This window comes from Pleomorphomonas sp. JP5, from assembly GCF_023721815.1.
GTDB lineage: Bacteria > Pseudomonadota > Alphaproteobacteria > Rhizobiales > Pleomorphomonadaceae > Pleomorphomonas.
The window spans coordinates 881,210-901,368 of the sequence record NZ_JAMDLI010000008.1; the positions used below are offsets into that span (position 1 = coordinate 881,210).

Consider the following 20,159-nt stretch of genomic DNA (forward strand, 5'->3'; position numbering starts at 1 on the left):
TCGGTTTCGCTCACGTTTCGTCCCTTCCCGTCGCCTGCTTCACGGCCTTCTTCAAGGCCATCTGTTCCTTGGTCCACTCCCGAATCGGCTTCGCCGGGTTGCCGACGTAGCGCGTCCCCGCGGGAATGCTGTCCTTCACCATGGCGCCCCCCGAAATCTGGGCGCCCATTCCAATGCGAATATGACCGGCAAGCCCTGTGTGACCGCCAATCGCCACGAAATCCTCGAGCTGCGTCGAGCCCGAGATGCCGACCTGAGCCACCAGCACGCAATGCCGGCCAACTTCGACGTTGTGGCCGATCTGCACGCCATTATCGATCTTGGTGCCCTCACCGATCACCGTGTCCCGATTGGAACCACGATCGATGGTCACGTTGGCACCAATCTCGACGTCGTCCTGAATCACGACCCGGCCGATCTGAGGAACTTTGAGGTGGCCGCGCGGCCCCATCGCAAAACCAAAGCCGTCCTGGCCAATGCGTGAGCCCGGATGGATGATGACCCGGTTGCCGACGAGCGCGTATTGCAGCGTCACCCCAGCACCGATGTAGCCGTCGCGGCCGAAACGCACACCACGACCGACGACGGCGTTGGCCGACACCACGCTCCCTGCGCCGATCTCCGCGCCCGCGCCGATGACGGCGCCCGGCTCGACGGTTACACCTTCTTCGAGACGCGCGGTGGGGTGCACATTTGCCGCCGACGACACTCCCGCTTCGCCGAAAGGTCCTTTCAGGCGGAAGGCGTCGGGAAACAGCGCCTGCATGATCATCGCCATTGCCCGGTAGGGCTGCTGGGCCACGACGACGGCCGCGCTCGCGGGGGCGTCGGCAACATGAGCCGCCGAGCAAATCACGACCGAGGCCCGAGTCTCGCGGAAGGAAGCGACGTAATGGGGATTGTCGAGGAAGGAAAGATCGCCCGGGCCGGCCTGGTCGAGCGGCGCCACGCGGCCGATGGCGATATCGACGTCGCCCCGCGCGACTTCCCCACCCGCAATACGCGCCACCTCGGCAAGTCTGAGCGGACCGGAGGGCGCGAAGAATACTGGATCGGTCATGACAACACTCGCTCGTCCCTGCCGGTCGACAACCGAGCCGGACGTACGCCTTCCTTCTTCGTTTCGGTTGAGGCACCACTGGCTCTGCGGCCGCTCGGCTTACCGCTGCGACCGGCTGCGATGTCACCGGAACGGAAGGCATTAGCCATTGCTTTGCGGCGGTGTCAACCGATGGGACGCCTCCAGCCACCAATGGAAGCCGGACATCTGGCCATCATGGTCGTCTAGGTCGCCCTGTTCTTCACTCCAAAAGCCGCAAGCCTGCTCCGCCCCTAAGCTGGCTTTGGCTCAAAATGAAACCGCCGCGCTTGTGGCGCGGCGGTTGAAGATCTGCAAGGCAATGACCTCAGAACTTGGTACCGCCCGAGAAGCGGAACACCTGGGTCCTGTCGGCATCTTCCTTCATGACCGGGTAGGCAAAGTCGGCGCGAAGCAGGCCGAACGGCGACTGCCAAACCAGACCGGCGCCGACCGAGGCGCGCAGCGCAAGGCCGTTGTCGGAGCTGGCTGTCGTCTTGTCGGACGACCAAAGCGTACCGGCATCGGCGAACACCGAACCCCAGAAGCCATACTCCTGCGGAACGAACGGAACCGGGAAGATCGTCTCGGCACTCGCCGCGAAGAAATACCGGCCGCCAAGCGCATAACCGGAGGAATCGCGCGGTCCGATACCATTGGACTCGAAGCCGCGGATGATGGAGCCCCCCACCTGGAACTGGTCGATGGTCTCGAGGTCCCCATCCAGGCCGAACATGGCACCGCCCTTGGCGCCGAGGTGACCGATGAGATCCCAGTCTTCCACGAGTTCCTTGTAGTACTCGACGCGGCCAGTGGTTCTGAGGAATGTGGCATCGCCACCAACGCCGGCGAACTCCTGCTTGATCTGCGCGAAGACACCATTACGCGGGAAGGAGTAGTCATCGACCGTGTTGTAGGTCAGGCTCGCACCGACGATCGAGATGAAGCGATCACCAGTTGGAACGAACGTGCTGTAGGCCGCCTGAACGCCGCTGATCTCCTGCTTGTATCCCTCATAGAAGAGACCCAGGGTCGTGTCGTCATTCAGTGGCACACCGAAGCGAATCTTGCCGCCTGTATTTGCCTCGTCATAGGGGTGAACACCATTGTCGCCTTCGCTGTAATTGCGGCGATAGACATCAAAGCCACCTTCAAGACGACGATCGAACAGGTAAGGCTCGGTAAACGACAACTCGTAGGAGGAGTCGCCGCTCTTGCCATCGGTGGTGATACCCTTCGACACAGAAGCGCGCACATACTGGCCGCGGCCGAGGAAATTCTTCTCGGTCAGCGACAGCTCGGCCAGAATGCCATTCGTAGTGGAGTAACCGGCACCGACGCTCAACTCGCCGGTCGGCTTGTCATCAACCTGCACGTTGACGATTACCTTGTCGACCGATGATCCCTGCTCAGACCAGATGCGTACATTCTCGAAGTAGCCAAGATTCTTGAGCCTGCGCTCGGCTTTCTCGATCAGCACCTGATTATAGGCATCGCCTTCGCCGATATCGAACTCACGGCGGATAACGTAATCACGAGTACGGTCATTGCCGATGATATTGATGCGTTCGATATAGGCACGAGTACCTTCATCGACGAAATAGGTCACAGCGATGGTGCGGTTGGCGTAGTCACGGTCGCCGCGCGGCCGCACCTGCACAAAGGCATAGCCCTTGGCCGCGACAGCCGTCGTGATCGCCTCGAGGGACTTGTCCACCTCCGCAGCCGAGTACGTATCGCCCGAACGCGTCAGAGTCATAGCCTTGAGATCGTCGGCGTTGAGATCCGGCAACGTCGTCTCGACCTTGACATCACCGTACTTGTAACGCTCGCCTTCATCGACGGTGAACGTCAGGAAGAACGAATTCTGCTGACGATCAAAATCGGCGGTGGCCGACACCACGCGGAAGTCAGCATAGCCATGATTGTAATAGAAGCGACGCAACGCCTCCTGATCGGCGCTCAGCTTCTCCGGCGTGTAGGTATCGGACGTCTTAAACCAACCGAAAAGTCCCGACTCCTTGGTGGAGATGATACTGGACAGACGGTAGTCGGAATAAGCCTTGTTGCCGACGAACGTGATCTGGCTGACCTCGGTGCGCGGCCCTTCGTTGATCTGGAAGATGAGATCCACGCGCCCCTTGCCAAGATCGACCTGCTTGGGCTCGACAGTCGCGTCATAACGACCGCTCCGACGATAGAGCTCAAGAATGCGCTGCGTGTCGGACTCAACCTTGCCTTGCGTCAGTACCGAACGTGGCTGTAGCTCGATAACGCCCTTCAACATCTCGTCGGACTTAACGTCGTTGCCCTCGAAGGCGACGCGAGCGATCACCGGGTTCTCGACGACCTTCACGACAACCCGCCCACCGGACTGGCTGATCTGCACGTCGGAGAACATGCCGGTCGCGAACAGCGCCTTGATCGACTCGTCGACCTGGGCCGCGCTCAGAGCACGCCCAGGCGTCCCCTTGACGTAAGCCGCGATCGTCTCGGGCTCGACGCGCGTGTTACCGACGACCGTTACCCGACCCGTAGTTGCGGCCTCTGCCGAGATTGCGCCCAACTCTGGCACAAACCCGCCCCACAAAGGTGCCGCTACAAGCAAAGCAGCGGAGGCGGCGACGACTTTCGTCCATTCTTTGAATGAGCGCATTTAATCACGTACCCGAGTTTCTGCGGCCTGAGCCGATTGGGAACCCTTGTTAGAGATTCCGATCAAAAGGTTTTTACAGTCTTTGCCACGATGCGCAAGCGACCTTGCCATGAACGGTGCCGTTTTCCATGTCGTGCGTGACCCGAAGGTCACGAGCGAGGCCTAACCCGATGCGATCTTGGCTATATCGTTGAGCACGCCAAAGGCCATCAGCCCCAAGACGATAGCGAAGCCGATGCCGAAGCCGATCTCCTGAGCCCGCTCCGGCAGCGGACGCCCGCGCAACGCCTCAATCGCGTAGAACGCCAGATGTCCACCGTCCAGCATGGGAATTGGGAAGAGGTTAATGAGACCGATCGAAATAGACAGAATCGCAGCAAGGTTAATGAGCGGTATCAAACCCATCGCCGCGACCTGACCGCTGACGCGGGCGATGCCGATCGGACCGCTGATTTGCGTCGTGGAAGTTCGCCCGGAGAACATTCCGGCCACGGACGACAGAGTACTGTCGACGATAGACCACGTTTCGCGCGCCGCTTCGCGAACAGCCCCGAACGGTCCGAAGCTTCGCAACTCGACAGTGGGGTTGGTCTGCCTCAAGCCAAGCACCGGCACGATCTGCTTTTCGCCGAAGCCGTCGACGATCTCTCTCGACCGAGGCGTGGCATGCAACGTCAACCGGGTGCCGGAGCGATCGATGTCGATGGCCAGCTCGACCCCATTTTGCAGCATGACCACACGCTGGATGTCGGCGAAACTCTCAACGGGACCGCCATCTATGGCGACGATGCGGTCGCCAGGCTGGAAACCGGCTTCCGCCGCCGGACTCCCCGGTTCGACGGCACCGGCGACCGGAGCGATCATCGGCTTGCCGAATGCGTAGAAAAGGGCAGAGAGCACGGCGATCGCGAACAGGAAGTTGGCGGCCGGACCTGCCGCCACCACGGCCGCGCGGGCGGCGAGCCCCTTCGACTGGAACGCCCCCGGCTCGGTCGACTTCTCGCCAGGTTGGCTGGCAGCATTGGCATCATCGATGAAGCGCACGTAGCCGCCGAGCGGGATGGCCGAAAGCTTCCAGCGCGTCCCCTTGAGATCGGTCCGCCCCAGAAGTTCGGGGCCGAAGCCGATGGAGAAAACGCTGACGGCGACGCCGGCCCGACGTGCGACCCAGAAGTGTCCGAGTTCGTGAACGAAGACCACCACGGTCAGCACGACCAGAAAGGGAATCACCGTTCCGATCAGTGTGCCGCCGGTTGCCGCGAGAAAACCCAATGCTTCATCCTCTCGTGATCCTGTCTGCCCCAGTCGCCAACGGCTTCAAGGAAACGTCTGATCCATTCCACTATAGGCAGGCCAAGGCGATCTTGCGAGCCCAACCATCGAGTTCGGTTGCAGCGGCCAACGAGGACGGCTCAGACAGACCGCCCTCCGTGTCAATCTTGGCAAGGGTCGCCTCGACGACGCGGGCGATGTCAAGGAAGCCGATCCGGCCAGCGAGGAAGGCCTCGACAGCAACCTCATTGGCGGCATTGAGCACGCAGGGGGCGCCATCCCCCCGGCGCATCGCGGCCTCGGCCAGCGGCAGGCAGGGGAACCGATCGCGATCGGGCGCTTCGAAGGTCAGCGTCCCGATCGTCGCGAGATCAAGCGGCTTGACCGTCGTTGGCCGACGTTCCGGCCAAGAAAGACAATAACCGATTGGCGTGCGCATGTCCGGCACGCCAAGCTCGGCAAGCAGCGAGCCGTCCCTGTAGCGAACAAGGCCATGCACCACCGACTGAGGATGCACGAGCACCGAGAGCTGGTCGACCGAAACCGGATAGAGGCGGTAGGCTTCGATCAGCTCAAGCCCCTTGTTCATCAGCGTCGCGGAATCGATGGTGATCTTCGGCCCCATGCTCCACTTCGGGTGCTTGAGCGCCATATCGCGCGTAGCGGCGGCAAGCTCCTGTTTCGGCGTCCGCAGAAAGGGGCCGCCGGAGGCGGTAATGATCACCTCGGACACGTTCGCGGCATTGTCGGTCTCGAAGACCTGAAAGATGGCGTTGTGTTCGCTGTCCACCGGCAGAATGCGCGTACCTTCCCGTTGCGCCGTCGCCAGGAACAAGGGGCCGGCGGAGACCAGCGTCTCCTTGTTGGCCAATGCGAGCGTCCGCGTCGCGCCGAGTGCGGCGAGGCTTGGCGCAAGGCCGGCGAATCCGACGATCGCAGATACGAGAATGTCGGTCGACCGGGCAGCCGCTGCCGCTACGGCATCGGCACCCGCCGCCGCTTCGATGCCCGTTCCGACGAGATGCTCGCGAAGCTCGGCGTAAGCGGAGGGGTCGGCGACAACGGCAATCCGGGCAGAGAACCGAATGGCGAGCGCAGCCAGTTCGCGCGCGTTTCGGCCGGCAGTCAGCGCCTCGACCGCGAAGCGGCCGGGCTCGGCGGCAACCAAGTCCAACACATTGAGGCCGATCGACCCGGTGGCGCCGAGAATGGACAATCGGCGCGGCGCATGACCGTCCGAGGTCGCCCCCTTGCCTTCTGCCTCCGTTGTCGATGTCATCGTCATCACCAGATGAGAAGGCCGGCGGCAATGCCACCGCCCGAGAGCCAATCTCGCGCAAGGCCAATCGCAGCCGCGACGACAAGCGCAGCGACGAGGCCATCGACGCGATCCATAATGCCGCCATGTCCGGGAATCAGTACGCCCGAGTCCTTGACGCCGAAGTGCCGCTTCATGGCGGACTCACCGAGATCACCCACCTGGCCCACGGCCGAAAGCAACAGCGCGATCAGCACCAGGGCGACGCTCACGTTCACGCCGGCCGCAGCGACAACCAAGCACCCCACGACAACTCCGGCGAGCGCCCCACCGAGAGCGCCCGACCAGGTCTTCTTCGGCGAGAAACGCGGGGCCAGCTTGGGGCCGCCGATCAGTCGACCGGAGAAGTACGCGGCCGTATCGGTTGCCCAGACGACGGCAAGAACGAAAACAACGGCGACCGCTCCGGTCGAGGCAAAGGTGAATGTATCCGCCCCGCGCAAGGCAACAACGGCGACCGCCGGAGCGCCTGCATAGACAATCCCGAGCGACAGCCAGGCCACGCGCGGCTCGGAAACGCGCGCCAGAAGCAGAGCTGCCGCCACCAGCACGGTGAAGCCGAGCGACTGAAGCGGCTCCTCGCGCCCCGTCATCACCGTAACGGCTACGAAAGCCATCAAGGCCCAAGGCGCAGCCCGAAAGGAAAACGGCCCACTCATGGCCATCCACTCGCGCAGGATCAGCACGGCGGCAACCGCGACGAGCACGGCGAAGACCAAACCACCAGCCCAGAGTGCTGCGATGGTCGCCGCCGCAAGCACGGAGGCAGACAGCAGACGCAGAACGAGCTCGGAGCCTGGCTTGCCGAATTCTGGGGTCGGCGCGTTCATCGGACCTCGTCTTTCTGAGACAACCCGCCGAAGCGGCGATCGCGACCGAGATACTCGGCGATCGCCCGATCGAAAGCGACGCCATCGAAATCAGGCCAGTAGTCGGGGACGAACACGAACTCGGCATAAGCGGCCTGCCACAGCAGGAAGTTGGAAAGCCTCTGCTCGCCACTTGTACGAATGATGAGATCGGGATCGGGCATCCCGGCGGTGTCGAGCTTCGCCGCGATGATATCGGCGGTAATCTCGTCGGCGCCTAGGCGACCGGCAGCCACCTCGCGGGCGAGCGTCCTTGTCGCCCGTGCGATCTCGTCACGGCTACCGTAATTGAAAGCAATGACAAGATTGAGGCCAGTGTTGCCAGCCGTCTTCTCCTCTGCCTCGACCAGCAGAGCGGCTATGTCGCCGGACAGATTGTCGCGTCCGCCGATCACGCGCACACGGACGTTGGCGCGCTTCAACTCGGCAAGATCCCGGCGGATGAAAAGCTTCAGGAGCCCCATCAGCTCACTGACTTCTTCAGCCGGACGAGACCAGTTCTCCGATGAGAAGCCGAAGACGGTCAGCCACTCCAGACCGATGGCCCTGGCATGCCCCACGATATCGCGGATCGATTGCACGCCCCGCCTGTGCCCCTCGGCACGCGGCAGCCCGCGCGAACGAGCCCATCGCCCATTGCCGTCCATGATGATGGCGACATGGCGCGGCAGCCCCGCCTTCGCAGCGTTCTCCGCCGGCGCCGTTCCGAGCCCCGCCATGTCCGACCTGCCCCTCCCCGAGACCACAACGACCCATCAGCCCACAGCTGCGGATCAGACCTGCATGATCTCTTGTTCCTTGGCGGCCAGCATCCGATCCGCCTCGGCAATCGACTCGTCGGTTATCTTCTGCACGCGATCCGAATAGACGCGAAGCGAATCCTCGGAGATGAGGCTTTCCTTCTCGAGATCCTTCAGCTCATCAAGACCGTCGCGGCGCACGTGACGAATGGCCACCTTGGTCGCCTCGACATACTTGTGCGCGATCTTCACCAGTTCCTTGCGGCGCTCGGTGTTGAGCTCGGGAATCGGCAGACGAAGGAGCGTTCCCTCAATGATCGGATTGAGACCGAGGTTCGACTCCCGAATCGCCTTGTCGACGGCGTGCACCATGCCCTTGTCCCACACCTGAACGGAGAGCATGCGCGGCTCGGGAACCGACACGGTGGCTACCTGATTGAGCGGCATGGTGCTGCCGTAGGCGACCACAACGATGGGATCGAGAAGGCTCACGCTGGCGCGACCGGTACGGAGGCCTGCGAGGTCGTTCTTGAACACGCTGAGCGCGCCCTGCATACGGCGCTTCAGGTCGTTGATGTCGTAGTCTTCATCGGCCATCTTGCCAACCTTCCAGAACTGATCGGCGCCGTACCAACCTTTCGCCACTCACGGGCAGCGGCGGGTCGTCGGCGCTCGCTGTTGTTACCCGTCGATGACGGTGCAGAGACCCTTGCCCTTCAGAACATTGACGAATGCGCCATGCTCGTGGACCGAGAACACCACTACCGGAATCTTGTTGTCGCGGGCAAGCGCAATCGCGGCCGCGTCCATGACCTGCAGGTTTCTCGAAAGCACTTCCTGGTGTGTCAGGCGCTCGTAACGGCGCGCGGAGGGATCCTTCTTGGGGTCGGCGGTATAGACACCATCGACCTGCGTCCCCTTGAGAAGGGCGTCACAATCCATCTCGGCGGCGCGCAAGGCAGCACCCGAATCGGTGGTGAAGAAGGGATTGCCCGTCCCAGCAGCAAAGACGATCACCTTGTTGGCTGCGAAATGGCGCAAGGCCTCGCGCTGGGTGAAGGTCTCGCAAAGGGCGGGGATGGCAATGGCCGACAGCACCACAGCCGGCGCCCCGAGCCGCTCGATTGCCGAGCGCATGGCCAGAGCATTCATCACAGTGCCGAGCATACCAAGATAGTCGCCGGTTGTCCTGTCGCCACCATCGGCCGCCACGGACACGCCGCGGAAGATATTGCCGCCGCCGACAACCACGCCGACCTGGATGCCCAAACGATGCGCCTCGACGATCTCGCCAGCCAGTCGATCGACCACCTTGGGATCGATCCCAAAGCCGCGATCTCCCATCAAAGCCTCGCCCGACAACTTGAGCAGGACACGGCGATACTTGAGCTCGGTCATGGGCAATAACTCCGAATTATCGAGAAAAGGCGATTCCAGGAAAGGCAGGGATCTCAATTCGATCCAACTACCCCGCATCGGCGCCGATGGGAACCCCCACGAGCGGCATAATCGAGACCGCCGCCATGCGACAAAAGCAGACATGACAAGGGCGCCGAACCAGTCGGCGCCCTCATCTTGATCAACGGTGATACCGCTCAGCCCTGACCGGCAGCGGCGGCCACTTCGGCGGCGAAGTCACTCTCGCCCTTGTCGATACCCTCGCCAAGAGCGAAGCGCACGAAGCCGGTGACCTTGATCGGCGCGCCGACGGTCGCCTCAGCGGCCTTGACGGCAGCCTCGACGGTGAGGTCGGGGTTGATCACGAAGGCCTGCTTCAGAAGCGTCGACTCTTCGTAGAACTTGCGAATGCGACCTTCGACCATCTTCTCGATGACGCCAGCCGGCTTGCCAGATTCCTTGGCCTGCTCGATGAAGATCGCGCGCTCGCGCTCGACGACCTCGGCCGAGATGTCCTCGGCGGCCAGGGCCAGCGGCGAGGTGGCCGCAACGTGCATGGCAATCTGCCGGCCAAGCTTCACAAGCTCATCGACATTGCCGGTCGACTCGAGAGCAACGAGAACGCCGATCTTGCCGAGACCATCGGCAATCGCCGAGTGAATGTAGGTGGCGACGGCACCGGCGGACACCTTGAGAGAGGCGGCACGGCGGAAGCCCATGTTCTCGCCGATGGTAGCGACCAGCTCCTTGACCTCGGCATCGACCGAGTGCTCCTTGCCGGGATAGGTCGCGGCGGCAATGGCAGCGGCGTCGCCCCCCTTGTCCACGGCAACGGTCGCCACGGCGCGAACAAGCGCCTGGAAGGCCTCGTTGCGGGCCACGAAGTCGGTCTCGGAGTTCACTTCGACGACGGCGGCGGTCTTGTCGCCGGTGGCGACGCCGACCAGACCTTCGGCGGCAACGCGTCCAGCCTTCTTGGCGGCCTTGGAAAGCCCCTTGGCGCGCAGCCAGTCGATGGCCGCTTCGATGTCGCCATTGTTCTCGGCCAAGGCGTGCTTGCAGTCCATCATGCCGGCGCCGGTCTTCTCGCGGAGATCCTTCACCTGTGCAGCGGAAATGTTCATGTGACCCTCGTCTTTTTTCGTGAAACCTCGAACGCCCGCAGCCGGATTGATAGCGACCCGTTCTGACGGGCCGATGAACGGAAGCCAAGCAACCTATCGGATAGCTCGACGCCGGCAGGCATCTCCGGTTCAAGTGCCCACCGACCGGCGGGCTTCCTAACAGCTCGGGCGGACCCTCGAAGGACCCGCCCGAAAAGCATCGGCAAGATCACGCCGAAGCGTGGATCAGGCGTTGGCCTCGGCGGCAGCCGCTTCGTCGGCGAGCGCAGGCTCGTCGATCGGCTGCTCGGCTTCACCAAGATCGACGCCCATGGCGCCGGCCGAACGGGACAGACCGTCGATGGCGGCGCGCGAAATCAGATCGCAGTAAAGCGAAATGGCGCGGCCAGCGTCGTCGTTGCCCGGAACCGGGAAGGTGATGCCGTCCGGATCGCTATTGGAGTCGAGGATGGCAGCAACCGGGATGCCAAGGCGACGAGCTTCATCGATGGCATTCTTTTCCTTGTTGGTGTCGATGACGACCATCAGGTCGGGCGTGCCACCCATGTCCTTGATACCGCCGAGCGCACGCTCCAGCTTGTCGCGCTCACGGGTCATCACCAGACGTTCCTTCTTGGTGAGACGGGCAGACAGCTCGGAGTTGAGCGTCTCATCAAGCTTGCGCAGGCGCTGGATCGAGCCGGAGATGGTCTTCCAGTTGGTCAGCATGCCGCCGAGCCAGCGGCTGTTGACATAATACTGGGCCGAGCGATGGGCCGCCTCGGCGATCTCTTCCTGGGCCTGGCGCTTGGTACCGACCAGCAGCACGCGACCACCGCGAGCAACGGTGTCGGACACTGCCTTGAGGGCCTGGTGCATCAGGGGAACGGTCTGCGCGAGGTCGAGGATGTGAACATTGGCGCGAGAGCCGAAGATGTAGGACTTCATCTTCGGGTTCCAGCGGTGCGTCTGGTGGCCGAAGTGAACGCCGGCCTCGAGAAGCTGGCGCATGGTGAACTCGGGAAGAGCCATAGAAGTAGTACCTTTTTCCGGTTTAGCCTCCGCGGGAGGAATCAATCAGGACAACCGTGCCCGAACCGACCGGAGGGAACGCCAAGGCGCACCCGCGGCTCCCGCGTGTGGAATGGCGCGGGATATAGGGGAAACAGCCGCCCATGGCAAGTGCCAACGGTAGCTGGCACCACCAAGAAGCGTCTCGATACGGGCGCAACGCTCCATGAGGCCAGTCCGGCAATCACCACTAATTTACCTAGCTCACCATCAACTCTAGTTATCATAAGCATGCTTATCATATAAGTGATCAGCATGAGCACTTGGACACCCACCATCGGCAATCTGGTTCACGAGATCGACCGCCTCGTGAAGAAGCGCTTTGATCGCTTTGCGGAAACAACAGGAATGTCGCGCGCCCAATGGCAGGTTCTCGCCCGCGTCGCCAAGCGACAAGGTGTCAATCAGGCGACCCTGGCCGATCTCGTCGGCGTCGAGCCGATCAGCATTTGCCGCATGGTCGATCGCCTCGAAGCGATGAACCTGGTTGAGCGCCGTCCGGACCCAAACGACCGGCGGGCTCGCCTCATCCACGTAACAGAGGCGGCAAATCCGGCGCTCGAACGCATGAAGGCGTCGGCACAGGCCCTATTCGCGGAGGCTCTCTCGGGCATCACGCCGGAAGAGGAGGCGATCCTTTCCGGATTGCTCGGTCGCGTCCACGCCAATCTCCTCGCCATAACCGGCGAGGATCAGCCCTCCCCCATTGCCGCCGACGACCACACCCCCGTCCGGACCGAGCCGGACCAGAAAGACTGACGAGACATGTCCGATACCCAAGACGAGAAGCCAGCCTCTTCCCACTCGACAGAACCGGCGCCCAGTTCACCCCTTCCTTCTCCGAAGCCGCGTCGGCGGGGCGTTCGCTACCTGCTGATGGCCGCGCTTCCCCTGGCCCTTGTCGCGGCCGGCGGTTGGTACTGGGTGATTGGCGGTCGATGGGCCTCGACCGATAACGCTTACGTACAGCAGAACAAGGTACTGGTCGCTCCCGAGATAGAAGGGCGCATCGCCGAGGTGCTTGTCGGACAGAACCAGATGGTGAAGCCCGGCGATGTCTTGTTCCGTATCGATGACGCCGCCTATCGGATTGCCCTCGAGAAGGCCGATGGCGCCGTGGCGCTTGCCCGCCTGCAGGTAGAAGAGCTTCGCACCAGCCTGAGAGATGCCGAGCTGAAAGCCGAAACGGCGCGCAACACTCTCGCTTTTCGGGAAGTACAGTTCGGGCGCCAGGAGAAACTCCGGCAAACCGGCAATGCAACGGAGGCGCAATATGATAGTGCGCGCCACGACCTCGACCTTGCCAGGCAGGCCGTGGCGGAGGCAGAGCAAGGCGTGACCGATGCGCTGGTTGCGCTGGGCGGGGATGCCCACATCGAAACCGACAAGCACCCATCGGTGCTCGGCGCCCTCGCAGCGCAGGACAGCGCCCGACTCGACCTGAAGCGCTCCGTGGTGCGCGCGCCGACCACCGGCACCGTCAGCCAGGTGGCCAACCTGCAAGTCGGCCAGTACATCGGTAGCGGCAGCCCGGTCATGGCGATCATCGACACCACCAGCACCTGGGTGGAAGCCAACTTCAAGGAAACCGATCTTGGCCACATGCGTCCCGGGCAATCGGCCGAGTTGACATTCGATGCCTATCCCGACGTCACGATCAGGGGGCATGTCGACAGCCTGGGCGGTGGAACCGGCGCCATCTTCTCGCTGCTGCCGGCGCAGAACGCCACCGGCAACTGGGTGAAGGTCGTGCAGCGCGTGCCCGTCCGGATCGCACTCGACGAGCCAACGTCTCTGCCGCTGAAGGCTGGCCTCAGCGTCGGCGTCGATGTCGACACCGGCTTCGTCCGTCCGCTGCCGACCTTCCTGCGGACCGCGCTCGGAACGCTCGGGTTCGTGCCGGAAACAGAGAAGCTCGCCGCCAGATGACCGCCTCCGCCGACCTGACAAAAGTGCCGCATCGCGGCCTGCTGTCGCTCGCCACCATGCTGGCGGTGATCATGCAGGTACTCGACACGACGATCGCCAATGTCGCCCTTCCCTCGATGCAAGGCAGTCTCGGGGCGGCGCAGGACACGATCAACTGGGTACTGACATCCTATATCGTCGCGTCGGCGATCGTCATGCCACTGACCGGCTGGATGGCGGACGCCATAGGCCGCAATCGCCTGTTCTTGATCTCCGTGGCGGGCTTCACATTGGCCTCCTGCCTCTGCGGCATGGCCGGTAGCCTCACCGAGATGGTGTTCTTCCGCGTACTGCAAGGCGTGTTCGGCGCCTCTCTGGCCCCACTGTCGCAGGCCGTTCTGCTCGACATCAATCCGCGCGAGCGCCATGGCCAAGCCATGGCGCTCTGGGGAGCCGGCATCATGGTGGCGCCGGTTCTAGGACCGACATTGGGTGGATGGCTGACCGACAGCTTCGATTGGCGATGGGTGTTCTACATCAATGTGCCGGTTGGGTTGCTGGCCTTCGTCGGCATTACCTTCACCATGCCGACTTCATCGCGCCACACCCGTTCGTTCGACTTTGTCGGCTTCGCCTTTCTCGGCCTGTTCGTCGGCTCGCTTCAACTGATGCTGGATCGCGGGGAGCAACTCGACTGGTTCTCATCGCCGGAAATCGTCATCGAGGCCGCTCTCGCCGCCGCCGCGCTTTGGTGCTTCATCGTTCATTCGGCGACCGCCGAGCATCCCTTCATTCACCCGCAGATCTTCCGTGATCGCAACTACGTGGCCGCCAGCATCTTCAGCTTTGCCATCTCCGTGGTGCTGCTTGCGACCACCGCCCTGCTGCCGCCGCTTCTGCAACGCATCATGGGTTTTCCCACCGTAACCACCGGTCTCGTACTGGCGCCGCGTGGTATCGGCACCATGGTGGCCATGCTGCTGGTCGGCCGGCTGCTGCGCTTCATCGATCCACGCCTTATCATCGTCGTCGGTCTAGGCTTCACTGTCGGTGGCCTCTGGGGAATGACTGGCTTTACTGCCAACATGGACTCCTGGCCTGTCATCTACACCGGCGTGTTGATGGGTTTCGGGCTGGGGCTCGTGTTCGTTCCGATGTCGACGGTGGGATTTGCCACATTGCCAACCGAGCTCAGAACCGAGAGCGCCGCCCTGTTCAGTCTGGTGCGCAACATCGGTTCGTCGATCGGCATTTCCATGGTGTCGGTGGTTCTGACACGAAACATTCAGGTCAATCACGCCGAGCTCGCCGAGCGAGTGACGGCGTTCTCGCCAAGCGTCAACGCAGCCGCTCGCTCGGTTGGCATGAACGCCGGCTCGAGCACATTCGCAGCGGTTCTCGATCAGATCACCACGCTTCAGGCAACGATGCTTGCCTACGTCGATGACTTCAAACTGATGATGTACGTGTCGATCGCGGCATTACCGCTCGTGCTCCTGCTGCGCAGACCAAGGACGGCACAACAGGGACCGATCACTCCCGAAGCCGACTGACAGACCTCACTGACAGCTTGGTTCGCGGAGCACCTGACAGCGCAGAATATCAGGCTCCACCGGAACCGTCAGGCCCCGGCTTCGGTTCGATCACCCGCCGCCAGCGCCTTGGCCTGGGCAATCCAGTCCTCGCGCTCGATGCGCCCAGGAAAAGCAAGGTAGGCACCGACCCAGCGCACCTCTACAGGTGTCCATGCGGCAATCTGTTCAAAATGGTAGATACCGAGCGCGTTGAGCCGTGTCGCGCTCTGCGGACCGACACCCTTGATGCGCCGTAGATCGTCGGCGCCCTTGGCGAGCGGTCCCGGCAACGCCGGCGGCCGCTCACCGACGCGATCGGCCGCGGCAATGCGATCGAGCCCCGCCGAAACCTCGGCTGCAGGGCCGGTCAACGGATCCGGGCCGGTCGGCTCGACGATTGGCGGGGCCAGAACTTCAACCGGGGCAACGGGCTCGGTCTCCTGCGCTGCGGAAGCCGGAGTCGAGCCCTCCTCAGCGTTGCCATCGGCAGCCTCAGCCTCCGCCGCTTCGGCAGCGGCCATAACCTCGGTCAGGCGTTCGCTGCCAACGGTGCGGCGGCCGAACCATTGCTTGACGAGGATGCCAATCAACACGCCGGCACCAACTGCGATCGCCGTCAGAATGAAGGCTTCGATGATCAGAATGGCCATGATGAACCCCAATGGGAGAAAAGGCCGACGAACAACAGAGTCATGTTTCGATGCGGTCGGAGCCAAACCAACCGATGATCAGCCCGGCGGCAAAGGCAATGAGGAGATAAGGCCACAGCATGATTGCAAGATAGAGCATGACCGCCTCCCGATCACGGCGTTGCCAAGGTGATGGAAAACCCGTCGCCGCCACCGACCGCACCGCTGGTCGCGAGCCGACTGGGGTCGATGCCGATCTCTGCGAAAGCGCCCGCCACGCTTCGCGCACGCGCTTCGCCGAGAGACTGCGCCTGAGTGGCGTCGATCCCCGACACGGAGGCGATCAACGCGAGCCGTGCCGTCGGGCATCGAAGGGCCAGACCGCCGACCCGATCGACCACCCCCCAGCTGTCGGCGGCAATGGCCGCCAAGCCATCGTCGAACCGGATAGGATTGTGGGCAAGTACACTTGCAATCGCTTCGCCACAGGCTGTCGCCTCAAGCGTCGGTTCGGCGGGCGCCGCCGTGACCGCGATTTCAAGCGCGTAGCCTGAAGGAACCGCAGCCGAAAGCTCGGAGGGCAGGCGCGCGGATCCGGCGGCGGTGAAGGCGCTGCCCGTCACCCTGATCACGGAACCTTCAACGCTGACGTTGCCCTTGGCAAGAAGCGACGCGGCGCGGATCGCGAACAAAGCTGCCTCGCGCGCGTTCGTCGGCGCGGCTTCGGACACCGCTGAAGAATCGAGAATGTCGGCTCTCCCGAAAGCCCTGTCGGCAGCGGCGCGGATCGCCTTGCGCATGGCTTCTTCGGCAAGATCGCCGTCGAGGGTCACCGTGTCGAAGCCACGCTCGACAAAAAAACGAAAGGCGACAGGAGCCGAAACGTCGACATGCCCCTTGACCACACCACCTGGCAGATCGCCGAATTCCCGGTCGACCGCCGTCTTGCTGTCGACGGTCGTCGCCTTGCCCGTTACCGACAGCACATTGCCAACGAAGCGCACCTCTCCGATATCGAGTTGGGCCAGGACGGCAGCCGCCTTGCGCGCCACGGAAACAAGATCGATGGCCGGATCGAGACCGGCACCAAGACCGGACCTGTCGATGAGGCCGAGATCGCCGGAGGTGCCATCGACGACGGAACGTATGGCGGATCGCGCCGCTTCCGACGGGGCCGAACCACCGATCGTGAGTTGTTCGGGGTCCTTGTTAAGAGACCACACGTAGGGCGACACGACCGGCGGGGTGACGCCATTGCCAACACTATAGCCGGGGGGTGGATTGGCGATCGCCGCCTCCAGTTCGACAAGGTCGCCCGATGTCGACGCGGCACCGGAGAGCGTCAGATGCGAACCCGACAAAAGTGCCGTGCCTTCATCGAGCTTTGAAAGAAGGCCAACCGCGAACTCGGCCGCGGCACCGAAGTCATCCGGAGCGCCATCCGCAAGCGTCGTCTCGACCACCGGCTCGCTCTCGCCTGCGATTGCTTTTGCCGCGATGGTCAAACGATCCCGCACATCGTCAGTCGACACGAAGCCGGTGACCGTCACGCGACCGCGACTTTTGGAGATCGTCAGCGTGAACGGTTCGACGACCGGCAACGCGACGGACTTCTGGAGAATGAAGCCGGGTGGGTTCCAGGTCTCCAGATAGGCATTGAGTGTGCGATAGGCCTCGGGACTGGCGGCTCGACCGGAGACGACCAGCGTACGGTCGCTGATCGAGATGTGCGCCGATGCCAGGAGATCGATATAGTCAGCCGCCGCCTCGGCGACATCGGCGAACCCATCGGGTGCACCCGATGCGTAATCGAGATTGTCGAAGACGTTGCGGGGCCCAACGGCTTGCCGCACCACATCGAGCAGACTGGCGCGGGTCGCCGGATCGGGCACGACACCAGAGACCGTGACGCCACTGTCGTCGCGATCGACGGACCAGACGAAGGGCGACGCCAGCGGCCGCGATACGGTCACGGCTTCCAGGCTGTAGCCTTCCGGCAGCGTCGGAGCGAAAGAGACCAGTCGATCGTAAGCCGCATTGCTGACCGCCTCGCCGTCGACGGTTACCGTCCGATCGGCCAGCGTCACCTGCCCTTGCGACAGCAAGACCGGCAAGCCATAGAGCGTTCTGAGGGCATCGAAGTAGCGATCATCGGCCTTGCCGCGCGCCAGAAGGCTGTGATCGGCCACGGCGAGTCCCGGCGCTGCTGCTGCCAAGGCGCCCAATACGCGAGCCCTGTCCGGCAGCGAAGGCACGGCACCCGAAAGCGTGACCGTATCGCCGTTGCGCTCGAATTTCGTGACGTAGGGATGAACTTCCGGAAGCAGCCCAGCCGCCGTGGCATCGACCGCACGGACGCCATAGAGCCGGCTCAGGCGCTCGACCGCCAATTGACGATACTCTTCGGATGGCGCGCCCCCCCGAAGAAACAGGTCGCGGCCCCGAACATCGACGGACGCCCAACTGGTTGCCTCACCAGCCAGTACCTGTCCGGCACGCGTTCCGAGATCGACGGCAATATCTGTCGTGCGACTGATGAGCGCCGCCGCGGTCACGGCGACAGCCGCCGTCACGCCCAGTATCGCCGAGATCTGCCAGCGAACCATTTCCCGCCTCCGCACACCCGGACATCATCCGACCGATTGCAAGGCTGAGAATACGAAACGGCATTTGCGAAAAGCAATTACCCAGGGAGCACACTCGTCAAACAAATGACGAGCAAGGCAAAAATGTCGTCACCGCAAGCACTGTGCAGTCGACAAAAAGAAAAGGCCCGGACGAACCGGGCCTTTCCCTCAAACCCCAGAAGGGATCGATCTTACCAGTTGCGGGTCAGCTTCAGCATGGCGTCCCAGTTGTCGTCGGTCGTGCCCGAACCGAAGTCACCCGAGGCATAGCCACCATCGCTGGTGTAGTTCACTTCGGCCGTCAGGATCAGGTCCGGAGTGAAGGCATAGTCAGCACCGAGCTGAGCCTTGTAGGCGGTGTCGGCCTTGTCCCAGAACGCGCTACCGATACCGGCGTAGACGGCCAGGGCGTCGGTCGCCTGGTACTTCAGAGCCGCAGCGGCGCCGAAGTAGCTGTCAGCATCGAAGTCTTCATAGGTGGCGACCAGACGAGCGCTGAGCTTGTCGACCAGCTTGAGATCGGCAGTGGCCTTGACACCCCAGATGTCGTTGGCATCGCCGTCCAGAGCCTGATAGAAGGCCGACACGTCAGCCGAACCCCAGGACTGGCCATTGATGCCGAAGCGACCGGTGTACATCAGCTCGGCGCTGGAGCCCTGATTCCACACGACCGGGTTCCACTTGGTCGAGCTCGTGCCGAGGCTGCCGGTGTTGGAAGCCTGAATGCCGGCGCCGACGTAGAAACCACCGCCGAGGTTGTCGACCATGATCTGAGCGCCAGTGGAGCTCTGATCGAAGGCGCCGTAGATCGCGCCAGTGTCGCCATAGAACACGTCGCCGTAGCCATTACCGAACTTACCAACCGTCAGGTAACCGACCTGAATGAAGGCGTCGTCAGCGGTGATGGAGCCGTCGGCGCTGTCGAGCTGCAGAACGAAGAACGAACGCACGGTGCCGAGATCGGAGGCGGTGCGGGCGTCGAACTTGACCTGAGCGTCGGTCTTGAAGCTGATACGGTCGCCAACGACAGCAGCGGCACCAGCATTCTCGGTTACGGTACCACCACCAGCACCAGCTGCAGCAGCAAGGTTAGCAAGCTCTTCGGTGGAGTAAGTACCGGCAATACCACCACCAGCAACGGTCCACGTCGAAGCACCTGCCGCCGAAAGCTCAGCATGGTTGCTGTAAGCAACGCGAGCGCGGACGCGGCCGGAGATGTCCAGGCAGGTCTCGGTGCCGGGGATGTAGAAGAAGCCGGCGCCGTAGGCGTCGCAAACCTTCACGTAGTCAACAGCAACCGGAGCGGCTTCGCCCGGCAGGTCGGCGGCGTAAGCGCCCGAGGCGACCATCAGGCCGGCGGCGGTGCCGAGCAGCGTCTTCATGTTCATTTCCTGACCTCCAAAGTCATCTAGAGAAGGAACCCTTCCCCGCCTGACAACAAACGGCCTGACCGTTATCATCGCTGGCTTGGAACCGGTTCCGGTTCTTTGCCGCCTTGCTCCGCCGCCTAACCACCCCAGGCAGATCGACTTCACTTGGCGGTGAGTTCCGTCTCCCGAAATCTCACGGTGATAGTGATGGCCGATCCTGAGCCGGTCTTCAACGGGAAACACGCCGCCAATCCTCCCGGTGCGGCTAATCGAAAATCCATGTTGCAGTTTTGTCACGCACCTCCCCACCCCCCTCATGACGAGAATTAACGGGAGGTTAAAGGCCTGCATCAAAAGGGAATTGTCGGTTTCCAACCCATTAGCATCCTGGGTTTTTCCACAGACCTCAGGGAACATACTCATAACCAAACGGCTAGCAATCGCGGCGCCTTTCAACAGCCTCGAGGCAGACGGAGCGATCCGACGCCGACGAATCTCTCGTGGCGGAATCGGGTTGTCCAGGTGAGGCAACAGGGCTGCCGGGCA

Annotated in this window: 16 protein-coding genes; 3 read left to right on the forward strand and 13 right to left on the reverse strand. The window is 62.7% G+C overall.

The features are described from left to right. Positions 1-10: 10 nt before the first annotated feature. From lpxD to rpsB, 10 genes are all read right to left on the reverse strand, one after another. On the reverse strand, positions 11-1,060 hold the full coding sequence (gene lpxD / locus M4J40_RS15210; protein WP_251755118.1) for a UDP-3-O-(3-hydroxymyristoyl)glucosamine N-acyltransferase: 1,050 nt from the start codon (positions 1,058-1,060) through the stop codon (positions 11-13). A gap of 346 nt (positions 1,061-1,406) precedes the next feature. Next, on the reverse strand, positions 1,407-3,653 hold the full coding sequence (gene bamA / locus M4J40_RS15215) for an outer membrane protein assembly factor BamA (protein WP_251755120.1): 2,247 nt from the start codon (positions 3,651-3,653) through the stop codon (positions 1,407-1,409). A 243-nt stretch (positions 3,654-3,896) separates the two neighbouring features. Beyond that, the gene (gene rseP, locus M4J40_RS15220; RefSeq protein ID WP_251755121.1) at positions 3,897-5,006 is read right to left on the reverse strand and encodes an RIP metalloprotease RseP; all 1,110 of its coding nucleotides are present in this window, start codon (positions 5,004-5,006) and stop codon (positions 3,897-3,899) included. 70 nt (positions 5,007-5,076) lie between these two features. Continuing rightward, entirely contained in the window at positions 5,077-6,285 is a 1,209-nt protein-coding gene (gene dxr / locus M4J40_RS15225; protein ID WP_251755122.1) for a 1-deoxy-D-xylulose-5-phosphate reductoisomerase, read from the reverse strand. Between the two features lie 5 nt (positions 6,286-6,290). Next, on the reverse strand, positions 6,291-7,154 hold the full coding sequence (locus M4J40_RS15230; protein WP_251755123.1) for a phosphatidate cytidylyltransferase: 864 nt from the start codon (positions 7,152-7,154) through the stop codon (positions 6,291-6,293). Then, a complete protein-coding gene (locus tag M4J40_RS15235; RefSeq protein WP_251755125.1) occupies positions 7,151-7,912 on the reverse strand; it encodes an isoprenyl transferase in 762 nt (253 codons plus the stop codon). The genes M4J40_RS15230 and M4J40_RS15235 overlap by 4 nt, the downstream gene beginning before the upstream one ends. Positions 7,913-7,966: 54 nt before the next feature. Then, positions 7,967-8,530 (reverse strand): ribosome recycling factor, encoded by a 564-nt coding sequence (frr, locus tag M4J40_RS15240; protein ID WP_251755126.1) that lies wholly within the window; start codon positions 8,528-8,530, stop codon positions 7,967-7,969. 84 nt (positions 8,531-8,614) lie between these two features. Continuing rightward, on the reverse strand, positions 8,615-9,331 hold the full coding sequence (gene pyrH / locus M4J40_RS15245; protein ID WP_251755128.1) for a UMP kinase: 717 nt from the start codon (positions 9,329-9,331) through the stop codon (positions 8,615-8,617). Between the two features lie 197 nt (positions 9,332-9,528). Then, on the reverse strand, positions 9,529-10,455 hold the full coding sequence (gene tsf / locus M4J40_RS15250) for a translation elongation factor Ts (protein WP_251755129.1): 927 nt from the start codon (positions 10,453-10,455) through the stop codon (positions 9,529-9,531). Between the two features lie 225 nt (positions 10,456-10,680). After that, positions 10,681-11,445 (reverse strand): 30S ribosomal protein S2, encoded by a 765-nt coding sequence (rpsB, locus tag M4J40_RS15255; RefSeq protein WP_251755131.1) that lies wholly within the window; start codon positions 11,443-11,445, stop codon positions 10,681-10,683. Between the two features lie 315 nt (positions 11,446-11,760). Between rpsB and M4J40_RS15260 the strand changes: the two genes are divergently transcribed. The 3 genes from M4J40_RS15260 to M4J40_RS15270 are packed head-to-tail and all read left to right on the forward strand — an operon-like array spanning position 11,761 to position 14,966. Next, positions 11,761-12,264, forward strand: a complete 504-nt coding sequence (locus M4J40_RS15260; RefSeq protein ID WP_251755132.1) for a MarR family winged helix-turn-helix transcriptional regulator — start codon at positions 11,761-11,763, stop codon at positions 12,262-12,264. A gap of 6 nt (positions 12,265-12,270) precedes the next feature. Next, complete coding sequence (locus M4J40_RS15265; RefSeq protein ID WP_251755133.1) at positions 12,271-13,434, forward strand: HlyD family secretion protein; 1,164 nt, start codon at positions 12,271-12,273, stop codon at positions 13,432-13,434. Then, positions 13,431-14,966 carry a DHA2 family efflux MFS transporter permease subunit gene (locus M4J40_RS15270; protein ID WP_251755134.1) on the forward strand — a complete coding sequence of 512 codons (1,536 nt, stop codon included), beginning with the start codon at positions 13,431-13,433 and terminating at the stop codon, positions 14,964-14,966. Before M4J40_RS15265 ends, M4J40_RS15270 begins: the two co-directional genes overlap by 4 nt. A 68-nt stretch (positions 14,967-15,034) precedes the next feature. Here the strand turns inward: M4J40_RS15270 and M4J40_RS22550 are convergent, their stop codons facing one another. The 3 genes from M4J40_RS22550 to M4J40_RS15285 form a co-directional block, all read right to left on the reverse strand. After that, positions 15,035-15,637 (reverse strand): hypothetical protein, encoded by a 603-nt coding sequence (locus M4J40_RS22550; protein ID WP_311134136.1) that lies wholly within the window; start codon positions 15,635-15,637, stop codon positions 15,035-15,037. 152 nt (positions 15,638-15,789) lie between these two features. Beyond that, the gene (locus tag M4J40_RS15280; RefSeq protein ID WP_251755136.1) at positions 15,790-18,222 is read right to left on the reverse strand and encodes a hypothetical protein; all 2,433 of its coding nucleotides are present in this window, start codon (positions 18,220-18,222) and stop codon (positions 15,790-15,792) included. A 212-nt stretch (positions 18,223-18,434) separates the two neighbouring features. Continuing rightward, positions 18,435-19,631 carry a porin gene (locus M4J40_RS15285; protein WP_251755138.1) on the reverse strand — a complete coding sequence of 399 codons (1,197 nt, stop codon included), beginning with the start codon at positions 19,629-19,631 and terminating at the stop codon, positions 18,435-18,437. Between the last annotated feature and the right edge of the window lie 528 nt (positions 19,632-20,159).